The sequence below is a fragment of the Pseudomonas sp. Os17 genome (assembly GCF_001547895.1).
Taxonomy (GTDB): domain Bacteria; phylum Pseudomonadota; class Gammaproteobacteria; order Pseudomonadales; family Pseudomonadaceae; genus Aquipseudomonas.
On record NZ_AP014627.1, the window covers coordinates 3,711,387 to 3,736,959 of the forward strand.

Sequence of the window (25,573 nt, forward strand, 5' to 3'; positions counted from 1 at the left end):
TTGGTTGAGCATCGTTAGGCATTGGCGGGCAGGCTGTGATGGCGTTGCCACAAGGCCCGGTAGCGCTGTTCCTCGGCCTGCCAGCGGCTATCGTCCCAACCCAGCAGCGGCTGGCACAGGCGGCGGATGGCCGGCAGGTACTGGGCGGCGCCCTCGGCCAGCAGCAGGCCGATGCGGGTGCGGCGCAGCAGCAGGTCGTCCAGGTGCAGGACCATCTCCGTCTCGGCGGCGAACGCCAGCTCGGCCCACAGGGTGTCGCTGGCACCGATGCAGTCGCCGCCGAGGCGCGCCACCTGTTGCGCCAGGCGCGGCAGGTCGCGGCCATAGCGGCCGGCCAGGCGCCGAGTCTGGGCGCGACTCAGGCCGGGGATGTCCAGCGCGGCCACGGGCGCGAACACCGGGGCGCCGTCATCCACCACGTCCCGCCCGAGCATCGCCCCGCAGGCTTGCAGCACTTCGATGGCCTGGGGGCGGAAGGTGGTGAGCTTGCCGCCGGCCAGGGTCACGCAGCCGGGCTCCTGCCACAGCACGTGTTCACGGGTGACGTTGGACGGCTTGCCCTGCTGCCCCTCGCTACCGGCCACCACCGGGCGTACGCCGGCCCAGGTCGACAGCACGTCCCCGGGACCGATCTGTGCCTGGGGAAACTGCTGGGCGCAGGCGGCCAGCAGATAGCGCAGTTCTTCCTGGCTGATGCTGGCGCTCTGGTCCAGGTCGTCGCGGTGGTCGAGGTCGGTGGTGCCCACCACGGTGGCGCCTTCCCAGGGGAAGACGAACACCGGCCGCCGATCCTCGCCATGCATGAAGCTCAAAGCCTGGGCCACCGGCAGGCGCCAGCCCGGCAGCAGCAGGTGACTGCCGCGCAACGGTCGCAGCTGCCGACGGCTGCTCGCCGGGCGCAGGCGCTCGGCCCAGGCCCCAGTGGCCACCGCCAGGGCCGCGCAGCCAAGGGTGTGCACGGCGCCGGTTTCACTGTCCTCGATCGCCACCCCGCACACTCGCCCGTTCTCCCGCAGCAGGCGGGTCACCCGCAGGCCATTGATGGCCACGGCGCCGTCGGCCCGGGCCTCGGCCAGCACCCGCAGCACCAGCCGCGCATCGTCGGTCAGGGCATCGAGAAAGCTGGTGCCGCCGAGCAACCCCGGTTCCTTGACCCCGGGGGCCAGGTACTGCAGTTGCCGGGCATCGTGAAAGCGATGATTGCGCCGCCCGGCGAGGGCGTCATACAGGCTCAGCAGGCCGCCAAACAGCTTGGGCCCGGGAAACTGGCCGCGGTAATGGGGCATCAGGAAACTCATGGGCTCCACCAGCCCCGGGACTTCCTGCAACAGGCGCTGGCGCTCGCGCACCGAGTCCCGGGTCAGGCGCCACTGGCCCTTGGCGATATAGCGCAGCCCGCCGTGGACCATCTTCGAGGAACGGCTGGAGGTGCCCCAGGCAAAGTCCCGCTGCTCCAGCAGCAGGCAGCGCCAACCGCGCCGCGCTGCCTCGCGCAGAATGCCGGCGCCGCTGATGCCGCCGCCGATGACGATCAGGTCCCACGGCTGCGCTGCCAGCTCCGGCAGTACCTGTTGCCGCCACTGGGCATTCCAGTCCTGGCTCATGACCTCACTGCTCCAGTAGCGTGCCGGGGTTCAGGCGCCCGGCGGGATCGAAGTGGCGACTCAGCGCCTGCAGGGTGTCGATCGCCAGCGGGCCCTTCTCCCGCAGCAGGTACGGCGCGTGGTCCTTGCCCACCCCGTGCTGGTGGCTGATGGTGCCGTGGTGATTGACGATGGTCTGGCTGGCGGCGTGCTTGAGCGCCTGCCAGCGGGCCAGGGTCGCCGGGTACTGGGCGTCCGGGCGGAACACGTAGGTGGTGTAGATGCTCGAGCCTTCGCCATAGACATGGGACAGGTGGGTGAACACATGCACCTGCTCGCCCTCGGCGGCCAGGCCATCGCGCAGGCTGCCCTCGATGCGCTGCAACAGGCGGTCGACATTGCTCCAGTCGGTGGCGGTTTCCAGGGTGTCCACCAGGTAGCCGGCGTTCCACAGACTTTCGCGCAGGTAGGGAAAACGAAAGCGGTTCTGCGCCCACTTCTTGCCCAGCAAGGTGCCGGTGAACACCCCGCCGAAGGCCTTGAGCTGGCGCCGGGCGTGACGCAGCGACAGGGCGTTCTGCTGACGGTTGCCGGTGACGCCGAAGGTCAGCAGGCACTTGCCCGCCCCGGCGCCGCGCAGGGCCAGGTATCTTTCCAGCCAGGCGATCTGCGTCGGATGGCCGGCCAGGGCCAGTTGGGTCTCGGTCTCCACGGCATTGGACAGGCGCAGCATCGACAGCGGCACCCGAGCCTGGGCCAGGGCGCGCACCGCTTGCAGGGCCTGGGGCCAGTCGGGCAGGAACACACCATAGAAGCGCTCGTCATCGGGCAGGCGGCTGACCCGTACCTTGACCTCGGAAATGATCCCGAAGCGCCCTTCACTGCCCAGCACCACCTCGCGCATATCCGGCCCGGCGGCAGACGCCGGAAAGCTGGCGATGGGCATCGGCCCGGCAAAGGTTTCCAGGGTGCCACCGGCGAACAGCTGCTCGATGCGCCCGTAGCGCAGCGACTGCTGGCCACTGGAACGGCTGGCAACCCAGCCGCCCAGGGTCGACAGCTCCCAGGACTGGGGGAAATGCCCCAGGGTGTAGCCCCGGGCGCGCAGCTGGCTTTCCACTTGCGGGCCGCTGGCACCTGGGCCGAAGGTGGCCAGCAGGCTGTCTTCGTCCAGCTCCAGCAGGCGGCTCATGCGCGCCAGGGACACCGTCAGCACTGGGCGTTCGGACCAGGGCGGGTTGATGTGCCCGGCCACCGAGGTGCCGCCGCCGTAGGGAATCAGGCACAGGTCGCGGTCCTCGGCCAGGGCCAGCAATTGGCGGATCTGTTCGGCGGTTTCCGGAAAGGCCACGGCGTCGGGGTAGACCCCCAGCGCGCCTTCGCGCAGGGCCAGCCAGTCCGCCAGGCTCTGGCCGCGGGCGTGCAGCAGGCGTTCCTGGGGATCGATGCAATACAACGGGTGGGCAGCAAGGCGTGAAGCCGGCACCTTGGCCAGCGCCTGTTCCAGAGTCGCCTCCGGCAAGCGACGCCCCGGTCCCAGGCGTTCGGCGAGAAACCCCGCGCCCTGGGCCGGCAATTCGACCACCGTGGATGCATCCCCCCAGCCGTTCCAGCGTCGCATACGTGTGTCCTTGTGCTGTTCTTATAGGTCTTGCTTCAGGCTCCCTATACTAGTGCGCGGCTGAACGCTGTCACGGTCGCATCGCGCCAGAGGATGTAGCCGATTGAGTCAGACACAGGTGACATCCGGCGCCAGTTACCGAAGAATCCGCACCCTCCCCATCACAGGCTCGCGTCCATGCCGACAACCCTGAAAACCTGCGCACCGCTATTCTGGTCCATCGACCTGGGCATCGACTACGGCGCGCCGACCTTGCACCTGCACGACTTGCTGCCCGTGGTGGGAGAGGAACACTCGGCCTTCTTCCAGAACCGGGACGGCATCCTGATCGGCGAAACCCTGCAACTGATCTGGTGCCCGCCGGTTGCCGACCTCAATGGCTGGAACGAGCAGCCTTCGGAAATTGCCCTGAGCCAGCTGCTGCGGGTGCGGATCACCGGCCCGGCGCCCGAGCCGCCGACACCACGCAATGCCATCCACCATGGCCGACCGAGGTACCGCTTCCTGGTCCTGTCCTGCCAGCCACTGCCGGCGGCCCTGCGCGCCCAACCGCTAGCACAGGACGCCTGGCACATGCCGCTGATCGAGAATGGACAGGGCAGTTGCCTGACCTGGGAGGCCATCGACAACTGCAGTCGCGCCGAGGTCCAGGGGCTGATCTACCTCAGCGCCTACCGCCGCGACGAAACCTATATGGAAATGTTCATCGAGGACCTGGGCGGACAACTGTTCGGGCTGCTTTCGGTGCACCTGGGCCCGGGGGGCGACGACTATGATTTTGGCCGGCGCCTCCTGCAAGGCGCGGAGTTGCGGGCCATCCGCCGCGCGCTGGCCATGGCCCGGCCCCTGAAGGATTCACAGCCCGACTACCTGGTCCCCTGAACCCCGGGGCGGATAAAAGCGCCCAGAAAAAGACTAAGCAGCTGTTTTCAAACTCATTTTTTTGCATTGGGGGGCTTCACAGCCCGTCTATAAGTTGGTAAATTTGCGCCCGTTCTTGCAGCGGACCTCCCCGGACCGGCAATCAAGGCAAGTAACGTCGCAACAGCTACAGGGGCGTCGCCAAGCGGTAAGGCAGCAGGTTTTGATCCTGCCATGCGTTGGTTCGAATCCAGCCGCCCCTGCCATTTTCTTTCTGTCTATCCCATCAAGTGTTCTGCCAACAGCTCCAGCAAGGCGTTGACCTTGGGCAGTGCCTGACGATTCTTCATCCATAGCAGATGGATTGCCTGTCCCTGGGTTGCACAGTGCGGCAGCACCTGCACCAGGCTGCCCTCATCCAGCTGACGCTTGACCAGCCACGACGGCAATTGGGCAATCCCGTAGCCCGCCATCACCGTCATCAGCAACCCCTGCCCATCCCCCACCACGCAAGCGGCCGGCATCACCCGACGCTCGATCTCCCCTGGCCGGCTGCCGGGAAAAGTCCAGGGGTTGACCCGTCCATCCACCCAGCCGTAGGCGATGCAGCGGTGGCGCAGCAGATCGGCATCGGTCAAGGGCGTGCCCTGATGCTCCAGGTACGCCGGCGAGGCACAGAACAGGTGCCGCTCGTGGCCCAACTGACGATGCCCCAGGGCGACGGGCCACTGCGCGGGTCCGCCGAGTCGCACGGCAATATCGACACCGGCCTCCAGGGGATCGGCAAAGGCATCGGCAAAGGTCACGTGGGGTTGCAGCAAGGGGTGTTCCCGGGCAAAGCGCAAGATCAGCTCCAGCACTTGAGTGCGACCAAAGGCCCCCGGCAGATCGACGCGCACCTTGCCCCTCAGTTCGGTGTTTTCCGCCTGCAACGCCCACTCGGCCTCTTGCAGATCGGCCAGTACCCCAGTGCAGGTGCGATAGAAGGCCTGCCCCGCATCGGTCAGCGCCAGACTGCGAGTGGTGCGCTGCAACAGCCGGGCCTGCAGGCGGCCTTCCAGGCGGGCGATGGCCTTGCTGACAGCGGACGGCGTCAGGTTCAGGCGCTCGGCGGCGACCTTGAAGCTGCCGGAGTCGGCGACACAGACAAAAACATCGATGCCCTTCAGGCGTTCGGAAGCAAACATGCAACGTCCTTATTCATGAATCAGTTTCCATTCACTAAAGAAAAATCATCATAAAACAGAAGCCAATTCCTCAGTAAGCTCAATCCCCCCGACTCAACCTGCACCACTTGAAGAGGCATGGATGCTGTACACCCTGAAAAACTACCCGGGCACCATCAAGCTGTTGCTGTCGGGTTCGCTGATCCTGACCCTGGCGCGGGCGATCACCCTGCCCTATCTGGTGATCTACCTGTCCGCCAGCTACGGCCTGAGCGTCGCCGACATCGGCCTGGTGATCGGCAGCAGCCTGATCGTCGGCTCGCTGCTGAGCCTCTACGGCGGTTACCTGGTGGATCGGATCGCCACCTACCGGCTGATCCTGGCCTGCGTCGCGGTCTTCACCCTGGGCTTTGTCGGCGCCTTTGCCGCCCCCGGCCTGTGGCTGCTCTACCTGTGCCTGGTATCGATCAACCTCGCCTACGCAGTGTTCGATATCGCGGTCAAAGCCGGTTTTGCCCAACAGTTACCGGTGACCGAGCGCAGTGAAGTGTTCTCGATCAAGTACACCCTGACCAACATCGGTTATGCGGTCGGCCCGTTGCTCGGCGCCTGGCTGGCCCAGCAAGGCATGAGCCTGCCCTTTGTCGCGTCGAGCGCCCTGGCGGCGGGATTCTTTGCCCTGTACCTGACACAGGGCGACAGGCAGCTCCAGTCCGGCGCCAGCCCCCATCAGCCCCTGTCCTTTCTCGCGCTGGGCCGCCAGCTGCTGCGGGATTACCGCCTGATCTGCTTCACCCTGGGCGGCTTGCTCAGCGCGGTGGTCTTTGGCCAGTTCTCGGCTTATCTGTCCCAGTACCTGGTGGTCACCGAGTCCGCGCAAGTCGCCTACACCACCATCAGCACCCTGGTGGCGACCAATGCGTTGCTGGTCATTGCCCTGCAGTACGCCATTGGCCGCAGGATCACTCCCAACCACCTGAAGCAGTGGCTGGCGGCAGGCCTGAGCCTGTTCCTGGTGGGGGTCGCCGGGTTCGCCCTGTCCACCAGCCTGCCGCTGTGGGTGCTGTCGATGGTGGTGTTCACCCTGGGGGAAATCATCGTGTTTCCTGCCGAATACATGTTCATCGACCTGATCGCCCCCGAGCATCTGCGAGGCCTGTACTACGGCGCGCAAAACCTCTCCAACCTCGGCGGGGCCCTGGGCCCGATACTCTGCGGCATGGTCCTGGCAAGCCAGCCGGCGCACTGGATCTTCTACATGCTGGGGGCATTCATTGTCCTGGGCGGACTGTTCTACTGGCTGGGCGCGGCCAATCTGCAACGGCCCTCGGAGAACGAAACCCAGGCAGACGTCATGCCCTGAGGGCCCCGCCCGGCCAACCGGGCCCTCACCTGCCATTCACAGCGCCCCTGAAGGTTCGTTCCCCTTTGTACCCTCCCCTACAAAGAGCAACGCACCATGAAAAATACCGATCTCAGCCACCTGATCCTCAGCGACCACGCGCGCATCGAAGCCGCCATCAGCACCGGCGCGGCCTGGGAAGTGTGGTTTCAGGTGGAGTTCCTGATCCTGCTGCGCTCGGTCCATGTGGCCGCCGCCCGCGAGGTGCCCTATCCGGCGCCCAACCAGGCCTTGCGCCTGGACGTGCTGGCGCAACATAACGTGGAGAACTACGCGATCGAACTCAAAGTCGAAAGCGCCACCAATGCCGGCAACAAACTCTTGGCCGAAACCCAGAAAGACATCGACAAGCTGACCCAGTACACCGACCCGGTGGCTGCGCGCTGGGCCGTCGCCCTGGGCTACAGCGACGTGGCCAAACGCGGGCTGCGGGATTTTGCCAACACCCACAAGGGACGGGTGATCTATCAGGAGTCCGGGGCCCTGGGCTGCATGATCGCCACGGTTTGAACAGGCCCGCCAAGGCAAGGCCATGCCCGACGCCTTCCCGATCTGGTCGCCAGCATTGGCCCCCGGTCTTGAGCAACAGGTGTCCACGCCGGAGACGGTCATCGACTAGCGACCGGCGTTGAGGCGGGACCGGGGCAACCCGCCGACTTGAATCAGCGGACGGCAGTATCTTTTCGCCAAAACGTTCAGATAAGTCCGATGACGGTGGCCGCCCGCTCCTTGTTAAGTTGTCCGCTGTTTTTCAGCTGTCCGCCGCTGATCGACAATCTTCTCGTTGATCAGCGGCGCTTCGGCCAATGGAATCAGCCGCAACACGTCAAGGAGCGACCCATGTTCAGCCCGGCCGACCAGACCCACTTCAGCCTGGACATCCAAGGCATCCAGCACGACTTCCAGGTGCTCTCGTTCCAGGGCACCGAGGCCATCAGCCAGCCGTTTCGCTTCGATCTGCAACTGGTCAGCGAACGCCCCTGGATCGACATTGAAGCCCTGCTGCACCAACCGGCCTTTCTCGCCTTCGATCCCCAGGGCCATGGCATCCATGGGCTGATCCAGCGCATCGCCCAGGGCGACGCCGGCCAGCGCCTGAGCCGCTACAGCCTGTCGCTGCTGCCGCACCTGGATTACCTGCGCCACCGCAGCAACCAGCGGATCTTCCAGCAGCTTTCGGCGCCGCAGATCATCGCCCTGATCCTCGAAGAGCACGGCATCCTCGGCAATGCCTACCAATTCCAGATTCAACACCCTTGCCCCGAGCGCAACTACTGCGTGCAGTACGACGAGAGCGACCTGCACTTCATCCAGCGCCTGTGCGAAGAGGAAGGCCTGCACTATCACTTCCAGCACAGCCGCGAGGCGCATTTGCTGGTGTTCAGCGATAACCAGAGCGTGTTCCGCACGCTCGGCCGGCCCACCGCCTACGTGCAGGGCAGCGGGCTGGTGGCCGATGAGCCGGTGATCAAGGGCTTCAACGTGCGCCTGGAAACCCGCACCAGCCGCATCACCCGGCGCGACTACGACTTCGAAAAGCCGCGCCTGCAAATGGAGGCTGCCTACAAGCCCGACGCCAAGACCCAGGAACCGGACCTGGAGGACTACGACTACCCCGGGCGCTTCACCGATCGCCAGCGTGGCAAGTTCCTCAGCCAGCGCGCCCTGGAACGCCATCGCGCCGACTACCTGCAAGCCGAAGGCTGGGGCGATGAGCCGCGACTGGTCAGCGGGCATTTTCTTGAGCTGACTGATCACCCGCGTGGCGAGTGGAACGACCTGTGGCTGCTGACCCGGGTGACTCACGAAGGCAAGCAGCCCCAGGTGCTGGAGGAATCGATCAGCAGCGACACCGAGGTTACAGACGGCTTCCAGCAGGGTTACCGCAACCGCTTCCTCGCCACCCCCTGGGAGGTATTCTTTCGCCCGCCGCTGGACCACCCCAAACCCCGGGTCCTGGGCAGTCAGACCGCAGTGGTCACCGGCCCGGCAGGAGAGGAAATCCACACCGATCCATACGGCCGGGTCAAGGTGCAGTTCCACTGGGACCGCGAAGGCCAGGGCAACGACCACACCAGTTGCTGGCTGCGGGTCGCCTCCAGCTGGGCCGGCGACCGCTACGGCGCCCTCGTCATCCCGCGCGTCGGCATGGAAGTGCTGGTGGAGTTTCTCGAAGGCGACCCCGACCAGCCGCTGATCAGCGGTTGCCTGTACCACCAGGAACACCCGACGCCTTACGCACTGCCGGTCAACAAGACCCGCAGCACCTTCAAGACCCTGAGTTCGCCGGGCGGCGGCGGTTTCAATGAAGTGCGCGTCGAAGACAGAAAAGGCGCCGAACAGATCTTCGTCCACGCCCAGCGCGACTGGGATGAAAACATCCAGCACGACCAGAAAATTCGCGTCGGCCACGAGCGTCACGACACGGTTGAAGGCAGCAGCTACAGCGAACTCAAGGCCGAGGAACACCGCACCATCCACGGCGAACGCAAAACCGAAATCCGCGCCGACGACCACCTGAACGTGGCGCACGACCAGCACATCAAGCTGGGCACCGCACAACTGCTCCAGGCCGGACGTGAGATTCATCTGCAAGCGGGCCAGAAGCTGGTGATCGAAGCGGCCAGTGAACTGACGGTGCAAGCCGGGGGCAGCTTTATCAAGCTCGACGCCAGCGGCGTCAGCGTGAGTGGGGCGTTACTCAAGGTGAATGCGGGGGGCGCTGCGGGGCAAGGCAGCGGCGCCACCTGCCTACTGCCGGTCGTCCCTCTGCCCGCCACCACCGCCAAGGCCGGCACCTTGCTGGAGCCTGCACCGTCGCAGCCGGCCCCCGAGGTGATCCATCGTCTCAGCGCGGTGATCAGCCCCCTTCCGGGCGTGCCGGGATACGAGGACGAACCCTATCAGCTGTTCGCCGATGGCGCGCTGATTCAGCAAGGCCTGACCGGTGCCGATGGCGTGATTCGCTTCGAGCATGTGCCCGGTACTCAGGCCTATGCGGTTGAACTGATCAACGGGCACCGTTTCGAGATCGAGCCCAAAGACCAGAGCGACGAACCCGAGTCCCCGCACCAGCAACTGGCCCGCCGTGGCTATCGCGACTATCAAGGGCAAATGGATCAGCTTGAAGCCCTGAACACCAAGGACGACTATCGAATGGCCGCGCTGAACCCGGTCATCCCACCCAAAAACCAGTAAGTGCGGGGAATCGGGCAATGCCTGTCGACTACAGCAAGGAAGTGCTTCAGCTCAAACCCAAGGAAGACAAATTCATGTGCTTGAGCATGGAATGGTTCGCGAAAAAAGCGCTGTTCCCGCCGCGAGCGGGGATCAAGATCACGCCGCTGATCAACGGCGAAACCGCCTTCGGCGCCGTGCATCACGCGATTGAGCGAGCCAACCGCAGCGTGGAAATCATCAGTTGGGGCTTCGACCCGGCGATGCGTTTCAAACCCGATGGCGATCGCATCGGTGAACTGCTGGATGTACGAGGCCGGCATGGGGTCAAGGTGCGGGTGCTGATCTGGAAAAATGCCCTGGCCAACTTCCTGGAAAACACCATCCCCGGCGATGGCCTGGCCGGCTCGGGCGGCACGGCAATCGGCTCGGGCATGACCCGGGGTAGTGCCGCCTCCAACCGCACCCTGGAAGACCGGCAGCGACTGGAATATCGCCGCACCGTGCATCAACACGAATTGAACAAACTGCGAGCCGGTGAGCTACCGGCCTATGGCGCCAGCGGTTACCGCTATGAGCAGCGCGAGCAGGAGCTGCTGGCGATACTGCGTGACGTCGAGGCGCAGCTCAATGCCCAGGGCGCCTACAGGACACTGGACGGCTCGGGCGCCCCCGGCTACTCCCCCGATGATCAGCAGTACACCCGGGAATGGTTCCGCCGAATTCACGGTGGACGCATGCAGAACGTCGAGTTTCGTACCCGGGACTTTTCCCTTGAAATCCCCTTGAACGCCGCCATTCGTGGACCGCAAATGGCCACGGAAAAAGGCCGACTGGCCACCCTCTACCGACTGATCCAGGCTGAGGCCCCCGACAGCAATTTCGCCCATATGCTGGCCCTCAGCCTATTCGCCAGCCATCACCAGAAAATGGTCCTGGTGGACTACGAAGACAGCGCCAACGCAGTGGGTTTCGTCATGGGCCACAACATGCACCGCAACTACTGGGACACCAGCGCCCACCTCTATCACGACAAGGCCGCTCGACGCAGCCCGGGCTTCGGGCCCTGGCAAGACCTGTCGCTCAAGGTCCAGGGCCCCGCCCTACACGACCTCAACCACAACTTCAGCAGCGCCTGGGACCGGGAAACCTTCTGGATCAAGCAATGGTTCAGCGATGGCCTGCGCCAACAGCGCCAGGCCATCAAGCCCGACCACTTCAAAGCGGCCGGTACGAGCATGGCGCAAATCTGTCGCACGCAACCCCAGGAAAACGCCGAGACCTCGATCCTCGAACTGCACCACAAGGCCCTGGGCAACGCCCGCAACTACGTCTACATGGAGAACCAGTACTTTCGCTACCCGGCCTTTGCCAAACAGCTGCGCGAGTTGGCCGCCGCCTACCTCGCGGCAGGCCGCGACCAGGACCTGTACCTGTTCGTGGTCACCAACAACCCCAACTCCGGCCTGTATTCCAGCACCACCTATGCCGCCTTGCAGGAACTGGGGCAGGAACAACTCATGCCCCAGGCCCAGCGCAGCCTGGCTGAAGAGATGCTGCGCAAGCGCAGCCAACTGGCCTACCTGCAAAGCCACCCGCACAACGATCCCTATCTACAACGCGCACAGCTCAACCGAGCCGAAGTGCTCCAGCGCGAGATCGCCGAACTCGAGCGCCAGGGCGTCACCCCCGATATAGAAGCGCGACTGGGCGGCCTCAAGCCCGAGGACATCGCCGAACTCGGCAAACCCAAAGCCGACGACGGCGAAGACACCAAACCCTACGCCCTCAAGGACCTGCCCGGACTCAAAGTGGTGATCGCTACACTCACCGCCTGCAGCCCCGAACCCGGCAGCACCTTGGCCGAAGGCGAACAGGCGTACTTCCGGGACATCTACGTGCACTCGAAGCTGCTGGTGGTGGACGACGTGTTCAGCCTGCTCAGCTCCGCCAATATCAATACCCGCAGTATGCACACCGACTCTGAACTGGGACTGGCCGCGCCGGATGCGGAGTTGGCGAAGACTTGGCGGGAGGAGTTGTGGAAGTTGCATGTGGGTAGATCGTTTAGTGGTGGTAATGGACGGTGTGACTCGGCGAGAAATTTTAAAGAATGGAATCATGTCATGGATAAAAACTGGGAAAGTAAAAACAAAAATGAACCTTTGATGGCTCATCTAACACGTTTTTGGGATGTGGAGACACCTTATGCCAAAGCAGTTGATTAAAGTCATAGGCTTTTGCGCCTGTATTGTCTTACTTCTATTGAACGGAGCAGTTGCCGTGGCATACCCAATTTTTACCTGCGCCTATGAACTAGATAACAACCCGCCACTGGACCCACAGGCTGAGTCTTGGTTTCAACAAGCGCGCATTCTAGAAAAAACACACGGGGTTAAGGATTGGAAAAAAATAGTGAGGCTTTATGAGCAAGCCATTGCCAAGGATCATTGGAAAGCCATGCACAACTTGGCCGGCCTTTATCGTACGGGTTGGCCCGGAAGGCCTGGCGTTGAACAAGACACCGGCAAGATGCTCGATCTCTATGAGCGCATGGTGAAGCTTAAAGTACCACTGGGTTACTACAATTGGTCCGTTATTACTGAACGTGGGAAAGGAGTCCTAAAATCTGAGCGGATGGCTGCCTCATATCTTTTTCAAGCGGCACAATTAGGCAGCCCCTTAGCACAAGCTCAAATAGGTCAATATTTTGCTTATGCGCTGCCGAGACACAAACAAGATGATGACATGGCGGAACGTTACTATCGGTGCGCAGGTGCTCAGGAAGACCCTGAAGCGATTCTAAAGACAGCTAGCTTTTATCAGATCGCCAAAAAAAACAAACCTCGTGCCCTGTTCTACTATCAGCGAGCAGCATCTTTAGGAAGCTCTATCGCCCTCGATAATTTACAGGGAGCATTCGAACCAACCCCTAGACCAATCCATAACTTTGGATATAAGCCAGACGAAAACCTCTATGAGCTTTACTCAAGCTTATCCAAGGAACTTGATGAGAATCCAAACCTACGCTTCCCCAACCTCATGAAAGACCACCCTCTCCCCCCACACCCCACCCAAGGCTTCGACGCCGAACACCCGGACCGCAGGCCGGAACTATAAGCAAACCGTCATGAACGCCGCCCCCCGCTCTTCCCTCTCCGCCAACCATCACCACACCCCCTTCCCATCAGCCCAAAAAAAGGGGGCGATCAACGATCGCCCCCCAAGCGTGCTACCACGAGAGATTCCTACAGTGTCAGTTGCCCACGCTCCTCATCGGTCAGGCGCGCCCGGGCCTGGTCGCTCAAGGGGCCGGCGCCCAGGACCTGCACCGGGCTGTCGGGGTTGTAGCCCGGGGCGCGGCTGGCTTCTTCGCGCTGGCGTTGCACCGGCTCGGAGCCAAAGCCCAGCACTTCCACGGTGACGATCGACGCCCGGCCCTGCTTGGCCGCCGCCTGCTGGTTGCGGGCGGCATCTTCCGCGGCCTGGGACGCGGCGGAGCCGGCGGCGCTGGCCGAGGTCATGGCGCCGGTGTTGACGGTGGCGCTCACCGGCACTCCGGAGGACTTGCCCTGGGTCTGGATGTTCGCCGCGTTGACCACCCGCAGCGCGGCAATGTTGACGTTGCCCGACACGCGAATCCCCGCCTCGCCGGCGTCGATGGTGCCCAGGGGCGCGATCAGGTCGATGTCGCCGGCCGGCACCTCGGGAATCGGGTTGAGGGTAGCGATCCCCGCCCCGGTGCTGGGCACCGACGGCGACAGGCCGACATTGCCCCAGTTGTCATAGACCCGTTTGGGCGGGGTGTAGACCACGGTGGTCTTGGAACCCCGGCCGGCGTTGATGTCGCCGGCCGCCGACCAGCCCATGATCGAGCCGCCGAAGGTGGTCATGATCCGGCTCTGGCCCAGGAGGATGCTGCCCAGGGAGTACAGCTGGATGTCCCCCGCGCCCTGGGTGATGACCCCCGCCGACGCCGGTGGCGCGGTGCCTTCGATGCCGAAGGTCTGGTTGCCGCCCGGGGTCAGCATCTGGATATTGCCGCCAAAGTTGGTGTGCACCCCGGCACCGCCGAACAGGGTGATGTCGCCCTTGTAGGTGATGGGGTTGCCGGCCACGTCGCTGCTCGGGAACAGCGCGGCAATCGCCGCCCGGCCCCGGGCGTAGCTGCCCTGGCGCACACCGCCTTCCTGGTTGTACTCGCGGCCGGCGGCCTTGAGCTCGGCGAAATACACCTCGCGGGCGAACACCCGCTGCTGCTCGGCCGGCAGCGCCGCGTAATAGGCCCGGGCCTGGGCGCTGTCGCCGACGAAACCGAAGCGCGCGCCCAGCCAGCCCAACAGTTCGCTGTCATAGGTCTTGGCCACCTTGCCAGCCGACAGGCTCTCGCCGGGCTGGGCCAGATTGGCCGGCTCCAGGTAGGCCGCGACGAAACGGCGGAAGTCCGGGCCGTTGGCGCCGAACCCGGCCTGCATCACGATGCTCGCCCCGGGTCGGCTGTCCCCCGGTGCCACGGCGCCGAGGCTGGTGACGCTGACCTTGTCCTCCATCAGGATGTTGCGCCCCGCCGTCAGCTCCAGGGTGCCGGGGCCGGCGACGTTGAAGCTGCTGTAGAGGATGTCGCGGCCGGCACTGACCACCGAGATATCGTTGGGGTTGTCGTGCACGAACAGGTTGCCGGCAAAGCTGTAGCCGCCGAACTCCTTCTCGCCGCCCGTGGCACCGCCCAGTGGCGTGCCGCTGCTGACGATATCGCGCCCGGCCATCATCCACACCGGGCCTGCGCCGGCATGGTAGGTCTGCCCGTTACGCGGATCTTCCATGGTGGTGATGGTCAGTCTGCGCCCGCTGTTGACCCCCAGCAGGTCTCCGCTCAATGCATAGAAGCGCGCCGGCTCCTGGGGGTTGCGCCACTGCAGGCTGGCGCTGTCGGGGCCAAAGGCGAACAACGGGGCAACGCCGATCTTGACCCGGCTGCCGTCGCTGGACAGGTTGCCACTGCCCAAGACCTCGACGCCGTTGAGGAAGCCGACGAATGCCGGTTTCCAGATCGTCGCCAGGCTGTCCGGCGCCGCGCTGGAGCGGCTGATGCTGAGGTCGCCACCGTAGATCGAATTGCCCGCCAACAGTTGCAACTGCCCCAGGTTCGAAGGCGCCAGCACCAGAGCCCTGAGAGGCCCCAGGTTGCCCGCGTCCATGACCGAGGCCCGGCCGTAATACAGGCTGCCGCTGGCGGCGACAGCGCGCAATGTCGCGGGATAGACCGCCGCCATATCGGTTTCCGTGGTCTGGGTCAGCGGCGTGAGGTTGCCCCCGGCGGAGAACAGGTCCACCGCCGTGCGTTCGCTCCACAGGCTGAACCAGCTTTGCCCGATGCCGTTGACCGCCCCGCTCTTGAAGGCTTGGGCATTCATCTGCGGAGCACGCCCCGGGTCGGCCACATCCTGTAGCACCAGGTCGCCGCGGGTGGCCAGGCTGAAAGTGGCGTCTCCCGGCAACAGGCTCAAGCCCCCGGTGGCGATGGCCGAGGTGGCGCGAAGTGGCTCGTAGGCGCGGACCTCGCTCGGGCTCTGATCCACCCGCTGGTTGCCATAACGCAGGGTCAGGGCGCCCAGGGCGCCGCCGCTCAGTTGGGCATGGCCGCGCACATCCACCAGGGCGCCATTGAGATGGCCCTGGGTGATCTGGCTGCCCGGATTGAGCACCCCACCGACCCGCAGGTTGAGATCACCACCCCCGGTCAGTTGCAGGCTGCCATCGGCCGCCACCCGCCCGGTGCTGCCTACCGCCAGCACCAGCCCCTGGCTGCGGGGGCTGATGTTTTGCGCCATGGAGTCCGCCGCCAGCGGCCGGAGAATCCCGCCGTCGCCCCCGACCTCGACATTCAGGTTGCCGCCGCCCAGGGTGCCGAACCCGGTGAACCCCAACAGCTGGTCGGCGGCGCCCTGGTTCATGTTGGGGGCGTAGGAGCCGAAGTTGATCCACCAGGCGGTGGCTTGCGCCTGGCTGCCGCTCACGCCGTTGCCCTGGCGCCACAACCAGTTGCCGACGTTGGCCGAATCCTGCCCCAGGTCGCTGTTGACCGGGCGCTGCTGGTTGCTCGTCGCCAGGCTGGTGATGTTGCCGGTCAGGTTGCCCCCCACCTTCAGCAACAGGTTGCCGCCACCGTCCGGGTACCAGGCACGGTACAGGCTGTCGGGACCGCCATTGACCAGCTTCTCGTTGCCTCCGGCGATGTTGCCCAGCACCTTGTCGTTGCTGCCCAGGGCCCGTGGGCGGTTGTAAGGGTCGTTGGCCGCGGTGCCGGTGGAAGAACTGCCCGCGGTGTAGACACCAAACAGCGACTCCATGCTCAGGTTGCCCGCGGCCAGCAGGTCGAGGTCCGCCGCCCCGGTACGGATCACGCTGAAGCGGGTGCTGCCCCCCGCCAACAGGGTGTACTCATCGCCCCCCGAGGCGCAGTACCCCAGGTAGTCCTCGCAGATGCCGGGATAGGCTTCGTCGAAATCGATCGGCTGGCCCACCCGGCTGTCGTCGCCGAACCATCCCAGGGAGCCCTCCTCGGTCCAGACCAGGGTGCCCTGGCCGAACATCCCGTAGTGGCTGTCGGCCAGACGCAGGTGACCGCTCAAGGGCTTGGGCTGCAGCAGGCGGCTGTCGGCGGCCTCGGTGTCGGCCCCCGCCACCAGGCGTATCGACCAGGACTGGGCACCTTCTGCGAGCATCGGCGCCACCGCCCAGTTCTTGCCTTGGCGGCCGGAGTCCTGGGCCCGCAGTTGTACCGAGGTCGCGCCCCCCGGCAACTTGACGTCGGTGCCCGCGGGCAACAGCGCGCCACGCAGCAGCGGCTTGTTGCCACTGAGGGTGACCATCTCCCTGCTGCCCAGGCGCCCGGGCAGTGGCACGCCCTTGGGCCAGGTCAGAGACGCGACGCTGGCGTCGCTGCCCAGCAGGTAACCGGCATCCAGGGTGCTGCCGGCAGCCAGGGTCTGGCCCTGGCTCAAGAGCGTGCCCGCGGCGAACAGCACATTGCCCGAAGCGTCGCGCACCGCTGCCGCCAGCACGGTCCCCGCCGGCAACACCAATGGCTGATTGAGGGTCGCCGCCACCGGCAGGCGGGTGCCCGCCGGCAGGGTCTGGGCCTTGATCGGCAGATCGAAATTGAGGATCGAGCCGGCCGGGAAGCGGCTGCCATCGGCCAGGGTCACGCCGGTGCCCGGCACCACCTGGACGCCGCCGGTGTAGTCGATACCGGCCAACAGCACCCAACCGTTGTCATCGTCGGTCGGCGGCGGTGGCGCAAAGCCGTCGTTGATGCTGCCGTAGATATTCAGGTCGCCGCCGGCGCGCAGGGTCAGGCTGCCCACCTCGCCCGAACCGTAGACATTGTCGTCCTTGCGGGTATGGGGATTGAGACTGGCGTAGCGATAACCGGACAGATCGAGATCGCCCTGCACCACCAGATCGCCATCCGCGGTTTTGCTGACGATTTCCACCCCGGGCCGCAGGTGCAAGGCATCGGCGTAGGTCGCGTTGTTCAGGCCGGCGAGCTTGTTCTGCAGCAGGTCGCTGTTCTGCAGCGCGGCGTTGATGAACGCCGTGCTCAAGTCATGTTTCTTTGTCAGATAGTCCTGGGTGATTTCCTGGTAGGGACGACCGCTGACGGCGTCGTTCTTCTGCGGCGCATCGTCATAACTGACCATGCCGTTGACCGCGATCGAACGCGCGCCCCGGATATCCAGCCGGCCACGGGCGTCGATGTCGATGTCGTTGCTGCTGCCGTCCGGCTTGAACAGCCGCGGCGCATTCAGCTCCAGGGTGCCGCGGCTGCGGCCGTCGTTCTGCCCCGCGGCGCTGCCCACGGCCACGTCGGTGCCATGGCGCAGGTCGATGCGCGCGCCATCGGCCAGGGTCAGCCGGCCCAGGCCGGAGCCGAGCACCACCGTGGCACGGTTGGGCGAGTCGATGATCTTGCCGTAGCTGTCCACCCGCAGCCGGCTGCCGTGGGCATCGAGCACCGCGCCGGCCTCCAGGGTCAGGCCGTTGCCTGCCGCCAGGTTGATGCTCCCGACCCGCTCGCCGCTGGCGTCGATCAGGCCATTGACCCGCAGGCTGCCGTGGTCCACCGAGACATTGACGCTGTTGGCCTTGACCCCGTTGCCGATGCTCAGGTCGCCCTGCTTGAGCTGAAAGCTGCGCGCACCAAAGACCTGGCCCTGGTTCAGGCGCTGGTTGAGCGCGGCGAACTGCTCGTCCAGGGTGCCGCTGCCGCCCAGGCGCTGCGCCTGGATTTCCACCGCGCCCCCCAGGTACGGCACCTGGGTGCCGCCGGCATCGTAAGAGCCGCTGCTGGCGCCGAGGAGCTTGCCGGCCAGGTCCACCTGCCCGGCAGCACTGTCCAGCGCCACCGCCCGCAACTTGCCGGCCTGGTTGTTGCTGGCCGAGAGATCGATGGTCGCGCCGGCGGCCTGCAGTACATTGCCGGCGCGGCTTTCCAGCAGCACTTCGCCACCGGCGCCGTAGCGGGTCAGGTCGTTGAAGGCAATAGCCCGGCCCGCCACGTCGATCAGCGAGCCGTCGGTCAGGCTGACATCCCCCCGAGCCCCCAGGGTCACCTTGCCGCTGGGCAGCACCACGGCGCTGGCCAGACGGATGCTGTCGCCCTGCAGGGACAGTTCCGCGCCCTGGCCATTGGCGGTGCCACGGGGCCCGGCCGAGGCGCTGATATCGATGGCGCCGCCGGCGGTGATGCGGTTCACCGAGCCGGCCTCACCGGTCATCAACGGGGTGAGGATGTTCAGGTTGCCGCCGCTGTAGGCAAAGCCCTTGACCGGGTCGTAGGCGCCCTGGCTCTGGTAGACCGCGAGGCTGCCCTTGTGGTTGGCGGTGATGCGCTGGCTGGCGTTCAGGTCGACGTTGGCAAAACCCAGGGCCAGGCGGTCGAAGGTTTGGGTCGAGCTGGGCTGGGCAAAGGCGCCATAGCCGAACTCGATGCGCTCGGCGTTGACCTCCAGGCGCCCGCTGCCGGTTCCGGCGCCCCCGGCCACCACCGCCCCGGCGGGCGTCTGCCCCCCCTGCCAGATCAGGTTGGCGGTGTGGATGCGCGCCACGTCGCTGGCCTCCCCGGCACCATAGATCGCCGGGGTGGAGAGCATCAGGTTGCTCAGCAGCGACTTGCCGGTCAGCGGGTCATAGGTGTCCAGGGTGGTGCTGCCATAGAAGTTGAACGCGTCGCGGGCCGAGAGCTGCAAGGTTTCCAGGGCCGGCGCGCCGAACCGGGTGTCGCCGTGCAGCAGGCGGTCGAGCACTTGCTGGGTCAGGGTCATGCCGCTGGGCAGCCGGCCGCCGGCCGCCGCGGCCGCCAAGGCTTCGGGGCTGCCGACATTGATCGTGTTCAAGCCCAGGTTCAGATGCCGGGTGCCGTAGCTCAGCTGGTCACCCAACTCGAAGTTCCTGTCGCTCAAGGCAACGATGCTGCCTTCGGAGTACAAGGCGGTCTGCCCGCTGCAAGGCGGGCTGGCGCAGCTGCCCAGCTTGATGCCGCCGCTGGTGCCTGAGGCCTTGCCCTTGTTGATCACATTCAGCAGGCCGTTGGACACCGCCAGCACGTTGGCCATCTGGTAGGTGAAACCGTCACGCGCGTCGTAGCTGGCCTTGCCCCGGCCGATGCTGTTGATCGAGGCGCCCTGCTCCACGACGATCGCCCCGGTATTGCTCACCAGGAACACTTCAGGGGCGGCCAGGGTCGCGCCCTCGCGCAGGGTGATCGAGCCCTTGGCGGCATTCAGGCCCTCGGCCAGGGTGATGAAGTTGCCGGGCTGGCCATACTTGATCAGGGTCATGCCGCCGAGCATCAGGCGCGCGGCGCCCAGGGCATTGAGGCTCTCGGCCTCCAGGGTCACGCCGGCAAAACCGCTGGTGGCCGACCTGCCGGCCGCAACCACCTCGATATCGCCGTTGCCCATGTTCAGCACCGCCACGGTGCCGCCGTAGCCCCCGGCAGCGGCATCGAAGCGGCCGATGCCCTGGAAGGAGAAGGCCTGCGCACCGGCCCCCGGTTGCAGGGCCAGCTTGAGGGTCTTGGCATCCACCGGCAACATCGGCCGCGGCACCCCGAGCTTGGCCGCATCGGCCAGGGCAAATTGGGCGTAGCCGGTTTCGTTGTATTGCGAATAGCGGCGCAAGGTGTCGGCCGAGGTCAGGATCAACTGGCTGGCGACGCTGTTGCTGATTCCGGTATGGGCGATCGACAAACGCCCGGCGGTGGACCAGGAGCCATTGCGCAACTGCTGCGTGGCGCCTTCGCTGCCCAGCCCGGCCAGGCCATTGATCTCGACCCGGAAGGCTCCCGGCATCAGTGCATAGGTGGACGGCATCAGGGTGTAGGTGCCCGCCGCCAGCCCGGGCACCCCGGCGCCGATGCTGATCTGCTGGCCGATCAGCGGGTCCACCGCGCCACCCTCCGGCGCCACGGGCGCATAGCCCGGCTGCACCCCGGGGACAATGGCGTAGATCGGGTTGCTGCCCAGGCCCGGGAGGACAAAGCTGCCGTTGGCGCCAATCTGCACCAGCGGGCTGTAGCGGGCATCGGTGGAGCCGCCGCGCCCGGAGACGAACCCGGCGCCCAGCAGCTCGCCGCCGCCAGACAGGTCCACGGTGGCGTCGGGCAGCACCTGCACCGACTTGCCACCGAGGATCACCCCGACGCTCAGGTCGCTGTTTTCATTCGCCAGGGAGCCCTGGCCGAGGAAGGTCACGGTCTTGCCGTTGTACTTGTAGATTTGCCCGTCGACCGTGCCGCCGTAGGGCAGCACCAGGCCCTTGCCGCTGACCGAGGTCAGGCTGCCGGGCAGCAGCTCGACCTTGCTCGAGCCCAGGTTGCCGATCTCGATCAGGCCCAGGGGCGCGCGCACCACCCCGCCCTGCTTGATGGTGGCGGCGCCCAGTTGCAGGCGCCCGAAAGCCGAATAGGGCACGGCGCTCTGGCCGTTGCCGGTGCGGCCGATGGTCAGGGTCCGCGCAGGGTCGAAGTTGATGCTGACGCCCGAGGCGTCATTGAGGTAGCCGGCCAGCACCCGGGCCCCGACCTCGGTGGCCGGGTACAGTTGCGCCGCCCGCAGGGTCATGTCGCCGTGGGTCAGCAACTGGGTGCTGATGCCCTTGGCGATGACGTCCGCGCCGGCACCGGCGAGGAAACGCAAATCGCCCTGGCTGGTCAGTTGCACGTCATCGAAGCCACGACGCTCGACACCGACCAGGCTGCTGTCCGCCTGGATCAGGTTGCCCTTGCTGCCGAACACCACGTTGCCGCGCACATCGATCAGTTGGGCGCTGGCATTGAACCGGGCCTGGGTGACCCGTTGCGACGGCGTGCCGGTGGAGACCGGGCGCAGGTACTGGTCCTTGGCCTCCGGCGGCGCGAGGATGCCTGCCAGCAGCAGGTACGGCGCCGACAGGTTGACCCGGGAGTTGGCCGCGGCGCCCTCGCTCAGGTTCAGCGCGCCGCTGTACAGGCGCAGGCTCTGGCCCATGTTCAGCGACACATCGCCGTCAAAGCTCAGCAGGCCGTTGCTCAGCAACGCCAGATTGTCGAAACCGCCGGCGCGGACCTGATCCACCCCGAGGCGCCCATGACCGTATTCCAGGCCCGCGGCCGCCGCCTCGGCACTGTCCGGCAACGTGCTGCCCTGGTGGACCTGGCTGAGCACCAGTTCCCGCGCCTTGAGCACCCGGTCGTTGACCGCGTTCTTGATGTAGTACGGGCTTTCCAGGGCCAGGGACAAGCTGCCCCCCGCCGCCCCGGCGCCGCCGGCCCGGGCGACGAAGCTGCCGTCCAGGTACAGGCCGTTGTTGGAGGCGAAGCTGATGCTGCCACCGTTGCTGGCCACCTGCACCCGGCCCTGGCCGGGAATGTCCAGGGCCGCCTGGGCGCCGGAAGCCTCAAGGCGCGCGCCCTCGCGCACCACCACGAACAGATCGCTGGCCTTGGCGATGCCGGTGGCCAGGTCGATCTCGCCGCCGATGGCGATCTTGCCGCCATCGCGCACCTGGCCGTATTGGCGCCCGCGGTTGTCCACCGCGCTCACCGCCCGCGCCGCGACATCGATCAGCGCCTGTTCGCCAACCCAGATCGACCGCCCATGACCGGCGGCATTGGCCGCTTCAGCGCTGGCCGGCGGCAGGCTCAGGCCACCGAGGCTGACGCTGCCGCCCCAGGCATTGAGGGTGCCGTTCATGGTCAGTTGGCCGACGCTGCGCAGGTTGATCGCCTGCCCCGGGTCGACGCTGATCACCGCGCCCTGCCCCACGTTCAACGCGGTGCTGGCCAGTTGGGCAGCCGTGGCGTACTGATTGCCGGCGCTCAGGGTCAGCCCGGCGCCACGGCGCTGGGTCAACACGCCCTTGAGCGGATCCTGCTGGTACAGCTCCGGCAGCCAGCGTTCCAGCACCGTGGCCGGGTCGCTGCCGGTGGCACTGCTGCCGGCCTGGGCCCCGACGCGGTAGACCGGCAGGTTGACCTCGACCTTGGCGCCGTCGGCCACGGTCAGGCCTTCGTTGCCGGTGATGTCGTAGGCGCCGAAGCCCTTGTTGAAGAAGCCTTCGGCCAGTTGCAGGGTGCCGGCTTGCGCGGCGACATCCTTGGCACCGATCAGCACCTTGTGCGCCTGCAAGGCCAGGGTGCCGCCGCCGTTGACCCCATAGCCGCGCAGCTCGCCGTTCAGGTCGAGCTTGCCGTCGGCGGCCAGGGTCACGTCGCCGCCCTTGCCGCCCGTGGCCTTGCCGTCGTAGCCGAGGCTGGCACCGGAGCTGGCGTCCACCAGGGTGCCGTTGCCCAGGTTGAGGTCGCCGCTGCTGCGCAACGACAGCTTGCCGCCGTTGATAAAGGCCAGGCCGCTGTTGTCCGCAGGGTCCAGGGCCAGGTTGCTCCAGCGCCCGGACACGTCGAGCTTGACCCCGGCGGCCACATCGACCCGGGCCTGGGCGCCGCCGCTGGGCGCGAGGATCACGTCGCCGACCACGAAGTTGCGGTTTACATCCACCTGCTTCAGCACGTTGCCGGCGTTGAGGCTGCCGCCATGGGCGGTCAGGTTGGCATTGAGCTGCACCTGGGGCCCGAACAGGGTGATGTCGCCACCGTCGGCCACCTTCAGCGCGCCGTTGACCTGGATCTGCTGCTTGGCGCCAACCTTGATCGCCCCCAGCTGGAAACCGTTGAGCTGATCGCTGTCGAGCACCAACTGGCCCTGGCGATTGGCCGGCAGGGCCGTGGCGAGATCCAGGCCGTCGGCGATCTTCTGCTGGTTGCCGGCGATCAGCACCTGATCGGTGCTGGCCCCCAGGGCATAGCCCAGGGTGCCGGTGGTCTTGTTGTAGATCGGCGTGTAGTTGCCAATGATCAGTTGCGCGCGCTGGGCCGCGGCCTTGTGCGACTGCTGGTAGCCGTCGAGCTTGACGTTGGGCGCCTGGGTCTGGCGGTCGCCCTTGAACACCTCACTGATCAACTGGCCTTCGAGCACCGCATTGCCGGTGCCGATCACCAGCTTGCCGGCGTCGCGGCCCACGGTATAACCGGCTTCGTAGCGGCGCTGCTGGGCGATCAGCGGGTTGTAGTAGTAATCGGTGCGGCCCCAGCGCGGGCTGCTGTCCACGTAACCCTTGTAGATACCGGTGTAGAGCAGGTCCCCCGGGGCCCGGGAGAGTTCGTACAGGCGCCCGTCCACGCCCTTGAGCCAGGTCTGCTGGATGTAACCGGCCTGCACGTCGACGGTGCCACCGGAGAGGTTCAACTGGGCGCCGGACTGGGTCACCACGTCCTTGCCGGTGAAGGTCAGGGTGCCGCCCTGGGCCATCCACTCGCCGATATTGTGGCCCTGGGTGCCCAGGTAGCCGCCCACTTCCAGCAGGCCACCGGCGGTGTACCAGCGGTCGGTGGCGTAGCCGTTGGTGCCGGCCGGGACGAACACCAGCTCGCGCAGATCGACCCAGACGTCGTTGTTGATCAACTGGCCGCTGTCGCGGTTGCCCGCCGAGTCGCGCTGCTCGTTGCCCTGGACGTTGATCTTGATGGTGTTGGACTCCATCGCCACCTTGACCCCGACCGCGCCGGCGACATCGATCACCGCGCCGTCGCGCACCAGGCTGCGCTGCCCGGCGCTGACCGCCACCTGGCCACCGGTGGCCAGGGTGATGGAGCCGTTCTGGAAGTCCACGGTGCCACCGCTGACGATCTCCACCCGCGACTGGTCGCTGCGGTCGGCGACGCTGCTGAGGTTGTTGAACTGGCCGGTGATCAGGTTGGTCGGGGTGCCGTCGAGGTTGATCTGGCCATTGTTGCGCTGGCTGTCCAGGGCGGTGCTGCCACTGCTGTCCAGCAGGATCGCGGTGGTGCTGCCCTGCCCCAGGGTCACGCTGCCGGTGCCGTCGCTGGCGGCATTGAGCAAGTGAATCGTGCCGCGGGTGTCCACCGAGGTGCTGGCCAGGGCCACGCCGTTCTGCTGCACCCGGTGCCCGGTGAGGGTGATGTCGCCGGTCGACGCCATGATCAGGCCGCTGTTGCTGACGTTGCCGGCGCTGCTGCCGGGCTTGAGCGCGGTGGCGACTTCATTGCCGCGGGTGGTCGAATGCTGGTTGCCACTGGTGCCGACCCCACGGCGGATGTAGAAACTGTCACCCGCGGCCAGGGTGGTCTGGCCCTTGGCGGTGACGATGGTGCCGGCGTTCTCCACCTCCGCGCCCAGCAGCAAGGCGTAGCCACCGGATTCGGTGGAGCTGGCCGCCGGGTGGGTCTGGATCAGCGCGCCGCGCTGCACCTGGACCTTGCCCAGGGCGTCGGTGAAGGTCGGCTGGGTGCCGTTGGCGTCGACATAGAGCCCGCGCTGGGTGAACTGCTCGTCGCTGATGCTGGCCGCGGCCGCCACCAGGTTGCGCACGTTGACCTGGCTGGTGCCGCTGAAGATCACCCCGTTGCGGTTCATGATCATCACCGTGCCGGCGCCCTTGATCTGGCCCTGGATCTCGCTGGGCCGACCGTTGGGGTCATTGACCTTGTTCAGCAGCGCCCAGTTGGACTGCTGCTGGAAGTCGACCGTGGTGTTGCGCCCGACGTTGAAGGTTTCCCAGTTGAGGATGGCCTTGTCGGCGGTCTGCTCGATGGTCACCGTGGTCTTGCCACCGGACTGGCTCTGCACCGGCCCCTTGGCGTTGATCCAGCCCTGGGTCAGGCTGTTGTCGACCTTCAGCCCGCCCTGGCCGAGGCCATCGGGAATCTGGCTCACCGTGCCAAACGCCGCCTGACGCGCGGCGGCCTGGGCCGCCTGCTGGGCGGCGATGGCGGCGACCGTGGAATTGAGGTTGCTCAAGGAACGCTGCAACTGCTGATTGGCCCGGGTCTGCTGCGACAGCGGTGGAATCCCCGGCACCTGGCCGCTAGTGCGCGCGGCCGTGGCGGCCTGGGACGCGCCCTTGTCGGCGAACCAGCCGGAGCTGAAGGCCGTGGCGCCATGGGCGCTGCCCGCCATCATCAACAAGGCGATGGCATGGGCCAGGGGCTTGAGCCGCAGGATCGGCAGTTCGCCGTCATGGCGCATGGCTGGGGATTTGACCGGTGGTTTGCAGCGAACCATTACTACTCATCCTTTGTGATGACGCCCAGGGGTGCGCGACGCTTGTATGGCCCAGGGCACGCGTCACTGCTTCAGGGAATAGGCCGTTGGCGCGGGGCGCGACCGAACGGATGTCACGGAAAATTCATCTGCGGGGTGTA

General features: G+C 66.0%; 10 protein-coding genes and 1 tRNA gene. 7 read left to right on the forward strand and 4 right to left on the reverse strand.

The features are described 5' to 3' along the window. Positions 1-14 precede the first annotated feature (14 nt). Entirely contained in the window at positions 15-1,604 is a 1,590-nt protein-coding gene (locus POS17_RS16220; RefSeq protein WP_060839519.1) for a glycerol-3-phosphate dehydrogenase/oxidase, read from the reverse strand. A 4-nt stretch (positions 1,605-1,608) separates the two neighbouring features. Then, entirely contained in the window at positions 1,609-3,204 is a 1,596-nt protein-coding gene (locus tag POS17_RS16225; RefSeq protein WP_060839520.1) for an FAD-binding oxidoreductase, read from the reverse strand. Positions 3,205-3,381: 177 nt separating this feature from the next. On the opposite strand from POS17_RS16225, the gene POS17_RS16230 reads away from it, so the two are divergent. Both POS17_RS16230 and POS17_RS16235 read left to right on the forward strand, forming a co-directional pair. Beyond that, on the forward strand, positions 3,382-4,086 hold the full coding sequence (locus POS17_RS16230) for a hypothetical protein (RefSeq protein ID WP_060839521.1): 705 nt from the start codon (positions 3,382-3,384) through the stop codon (positions 4,084-4,086). A 170-nt stretch (positions 4,087-4,256) separates the two neighbouring features. Continuing rightward, a tRNA-Gln gene (locus POS17_RS16235) sits at positions 4,257-4,331 on the forward strand. Positions 4,332-4,343: 12 nt separating this feature from the next. Here the strand turns inward: POS17_RS16235 and POS17_RS16240 are convergent. Continuing rightward, complete coding sequence (locus POS17_RS16240) at positions 4,344-5,252, reverse strand: LysR family transcriptional regulator (protein ID WP_060839522.1); 909 nt, start codon at positions 5,250-5,252, stop codon at positions 4,344-4,346. Positions 5,253-5,373: 121 nt separating this feature from the next. Here POS17_RS16240 and POS17_RS16245 point away from each other — a divergent pair, with 121 nt between their 5' ends. From POS17_RS16245 to POS17_RS31030, 5 genes are all read left to right on the forward strand, one after another. Next, positions 5,374-6,594 (forward strand): MFS transporter, encoded by a 1,221-nt coding sequence (locus POS17_RS16245; RefSeq protein WP_060839523.1) that lies wholly within the window; start codon positions 5,374-5,376, stop codon positions 6,592-6,594. A gap of 96 nt (positions 6,595-6,690) precedes the next feature. Continuing rightward, on the forward strand, positions 6,691-7,143 hold the full coding sequence (locus POS17_RS16250) for a hypothetical protein (protein ID WP_060839524.1): 453 nt from the start codon (positions 6,691-6,693) through the stop codon (positions 7,141-7,143). Between the two features lie 330 nt (positions 7,144-7,473). Then, the gene (gene tssI / locus POS17_RS16255) at positions 7,474-9,831 is read left to right on the forward strand and encodes a type VI secretion system Vgr family protein (protein WP_060839525.1); all 2,358 of its coding nucleotides are present in this window, start codon (positions 7,474-7,476) and stop codon (positions 9,829-9,831) included. Positions 9,832-9,848: 17 nt separating this feature from the next. Continuing rightward, on the forward strand, positions 9,849-12,038 hold the full coding sequence (locus tag POS17_RS16260; RefSeq protein WP_060839526.1) for a phospholipase D-like domain-containing protein: 2,190 nt from the start codon (positions 9,849-9,851) through the stop codon (positions 12,036-12,038). Next, positions 12,019-12,930 (forward strand): tetratricopeptide repeat protein, encoded by a 912-nt coding sequence (locus tag POS17_RS31030; protein ID WP_082729877.1) that lies wholly within the window; start codon positions 12,019-12,021, stop codon positions 12,928-12,930. The genes POS17_RS16260 and POS17_RS31030 overlap by 20 nt, the downstream gene beginning before the upstream one ends. 128 nt (positions 12,931-13,058) lie before the next feature. Here POS17_RS31030 and POS17_RS16265 read toward each other — a convergent pair whose 3' ends face one another. Then, a complete protein-coding gene (locus POS17_RS16265; RefSeq protein ID WP_060839527.1) occupies positions 13,059-25,433 on the reverse strand; it encodes a filamentous haemagglutinin family protein in 12,375 nt (4,124 codons plus the stop codon). Positions 25,434-25,573 lie beyond the last annotated feature (140 nt).

Bases quoted from the DNA above. Each gene is read 5' to 3' on its own strand.
- POS17_RS16220 (WP_060839519.1), bottom strand. From the start codon at position 1,604: ATGAGCCAGGACTGGAATGCCCAGTGGCGGCAACAGGTACTGCCGGAG.
- POS17_RS16265 (WP_060839527.1), bottom strand. From the start codon at position 25,433: ATGGTTCGCTGCAAACCACCGGTCAAATCCCCAGCCATGCGCCATGAC.
- POS17_RS16225 (WP_060839520.1), bottom strand. From the start codon at position 3,204: ATGCGACGCTGGAACGGCTGGGGGGATGCATCCACGGTGGTCGAATTG.
- POS17_RS31030 (WP_082729877.1), top strand. From the start codon at position 12,019: ATGCCAAAGCAGTTGATTAAAGTCATAGGCTTTTGCGCCTGTATTGTC.
- POS17_RS16230 (WP_060839521.1), top strand. From the start codon at position 3,382: ATGCCGACAACCCTGAAAACCTGCGCACCGCTATTCTGGTCCATCGAC.
- POS17_RS16260 (WP_060839526.1), top strand. From the start codon at position 9,849: ATGCCTGTCGACTACAGCAAGGAAGTGCTTCAGCTCAAACCCAAGGAA.
- POS17_RS16240 (WP_060839522.1), bottom strand. From the start codon at position 5,252: ATGTTTGCTTCCGAACGCCTGAAGGGCATCGATGTTTTTGTCTGTGTC.
- tssI (WP_060839525.1), top strand. From the start codon at position 7,474: ATGTTCAGCCCGGCCGACCAGACCCACTTCAGCCTGGACATCCAAGGC.
- POS17_RS16250 (WP_060839524.1), top strand. From the start codon at position 6,691: ATGAAAAATACCGATCTCAGCCACCTGATCCTCAGCGACCACGCGCGC.
- POS17_RS16245 (WP_060839523.1), top strand. From the start codon at position 5,374: ATGCTGTACACCCTGAAAAACTACCCGGGCACCATCAAGCTGTTGCTG.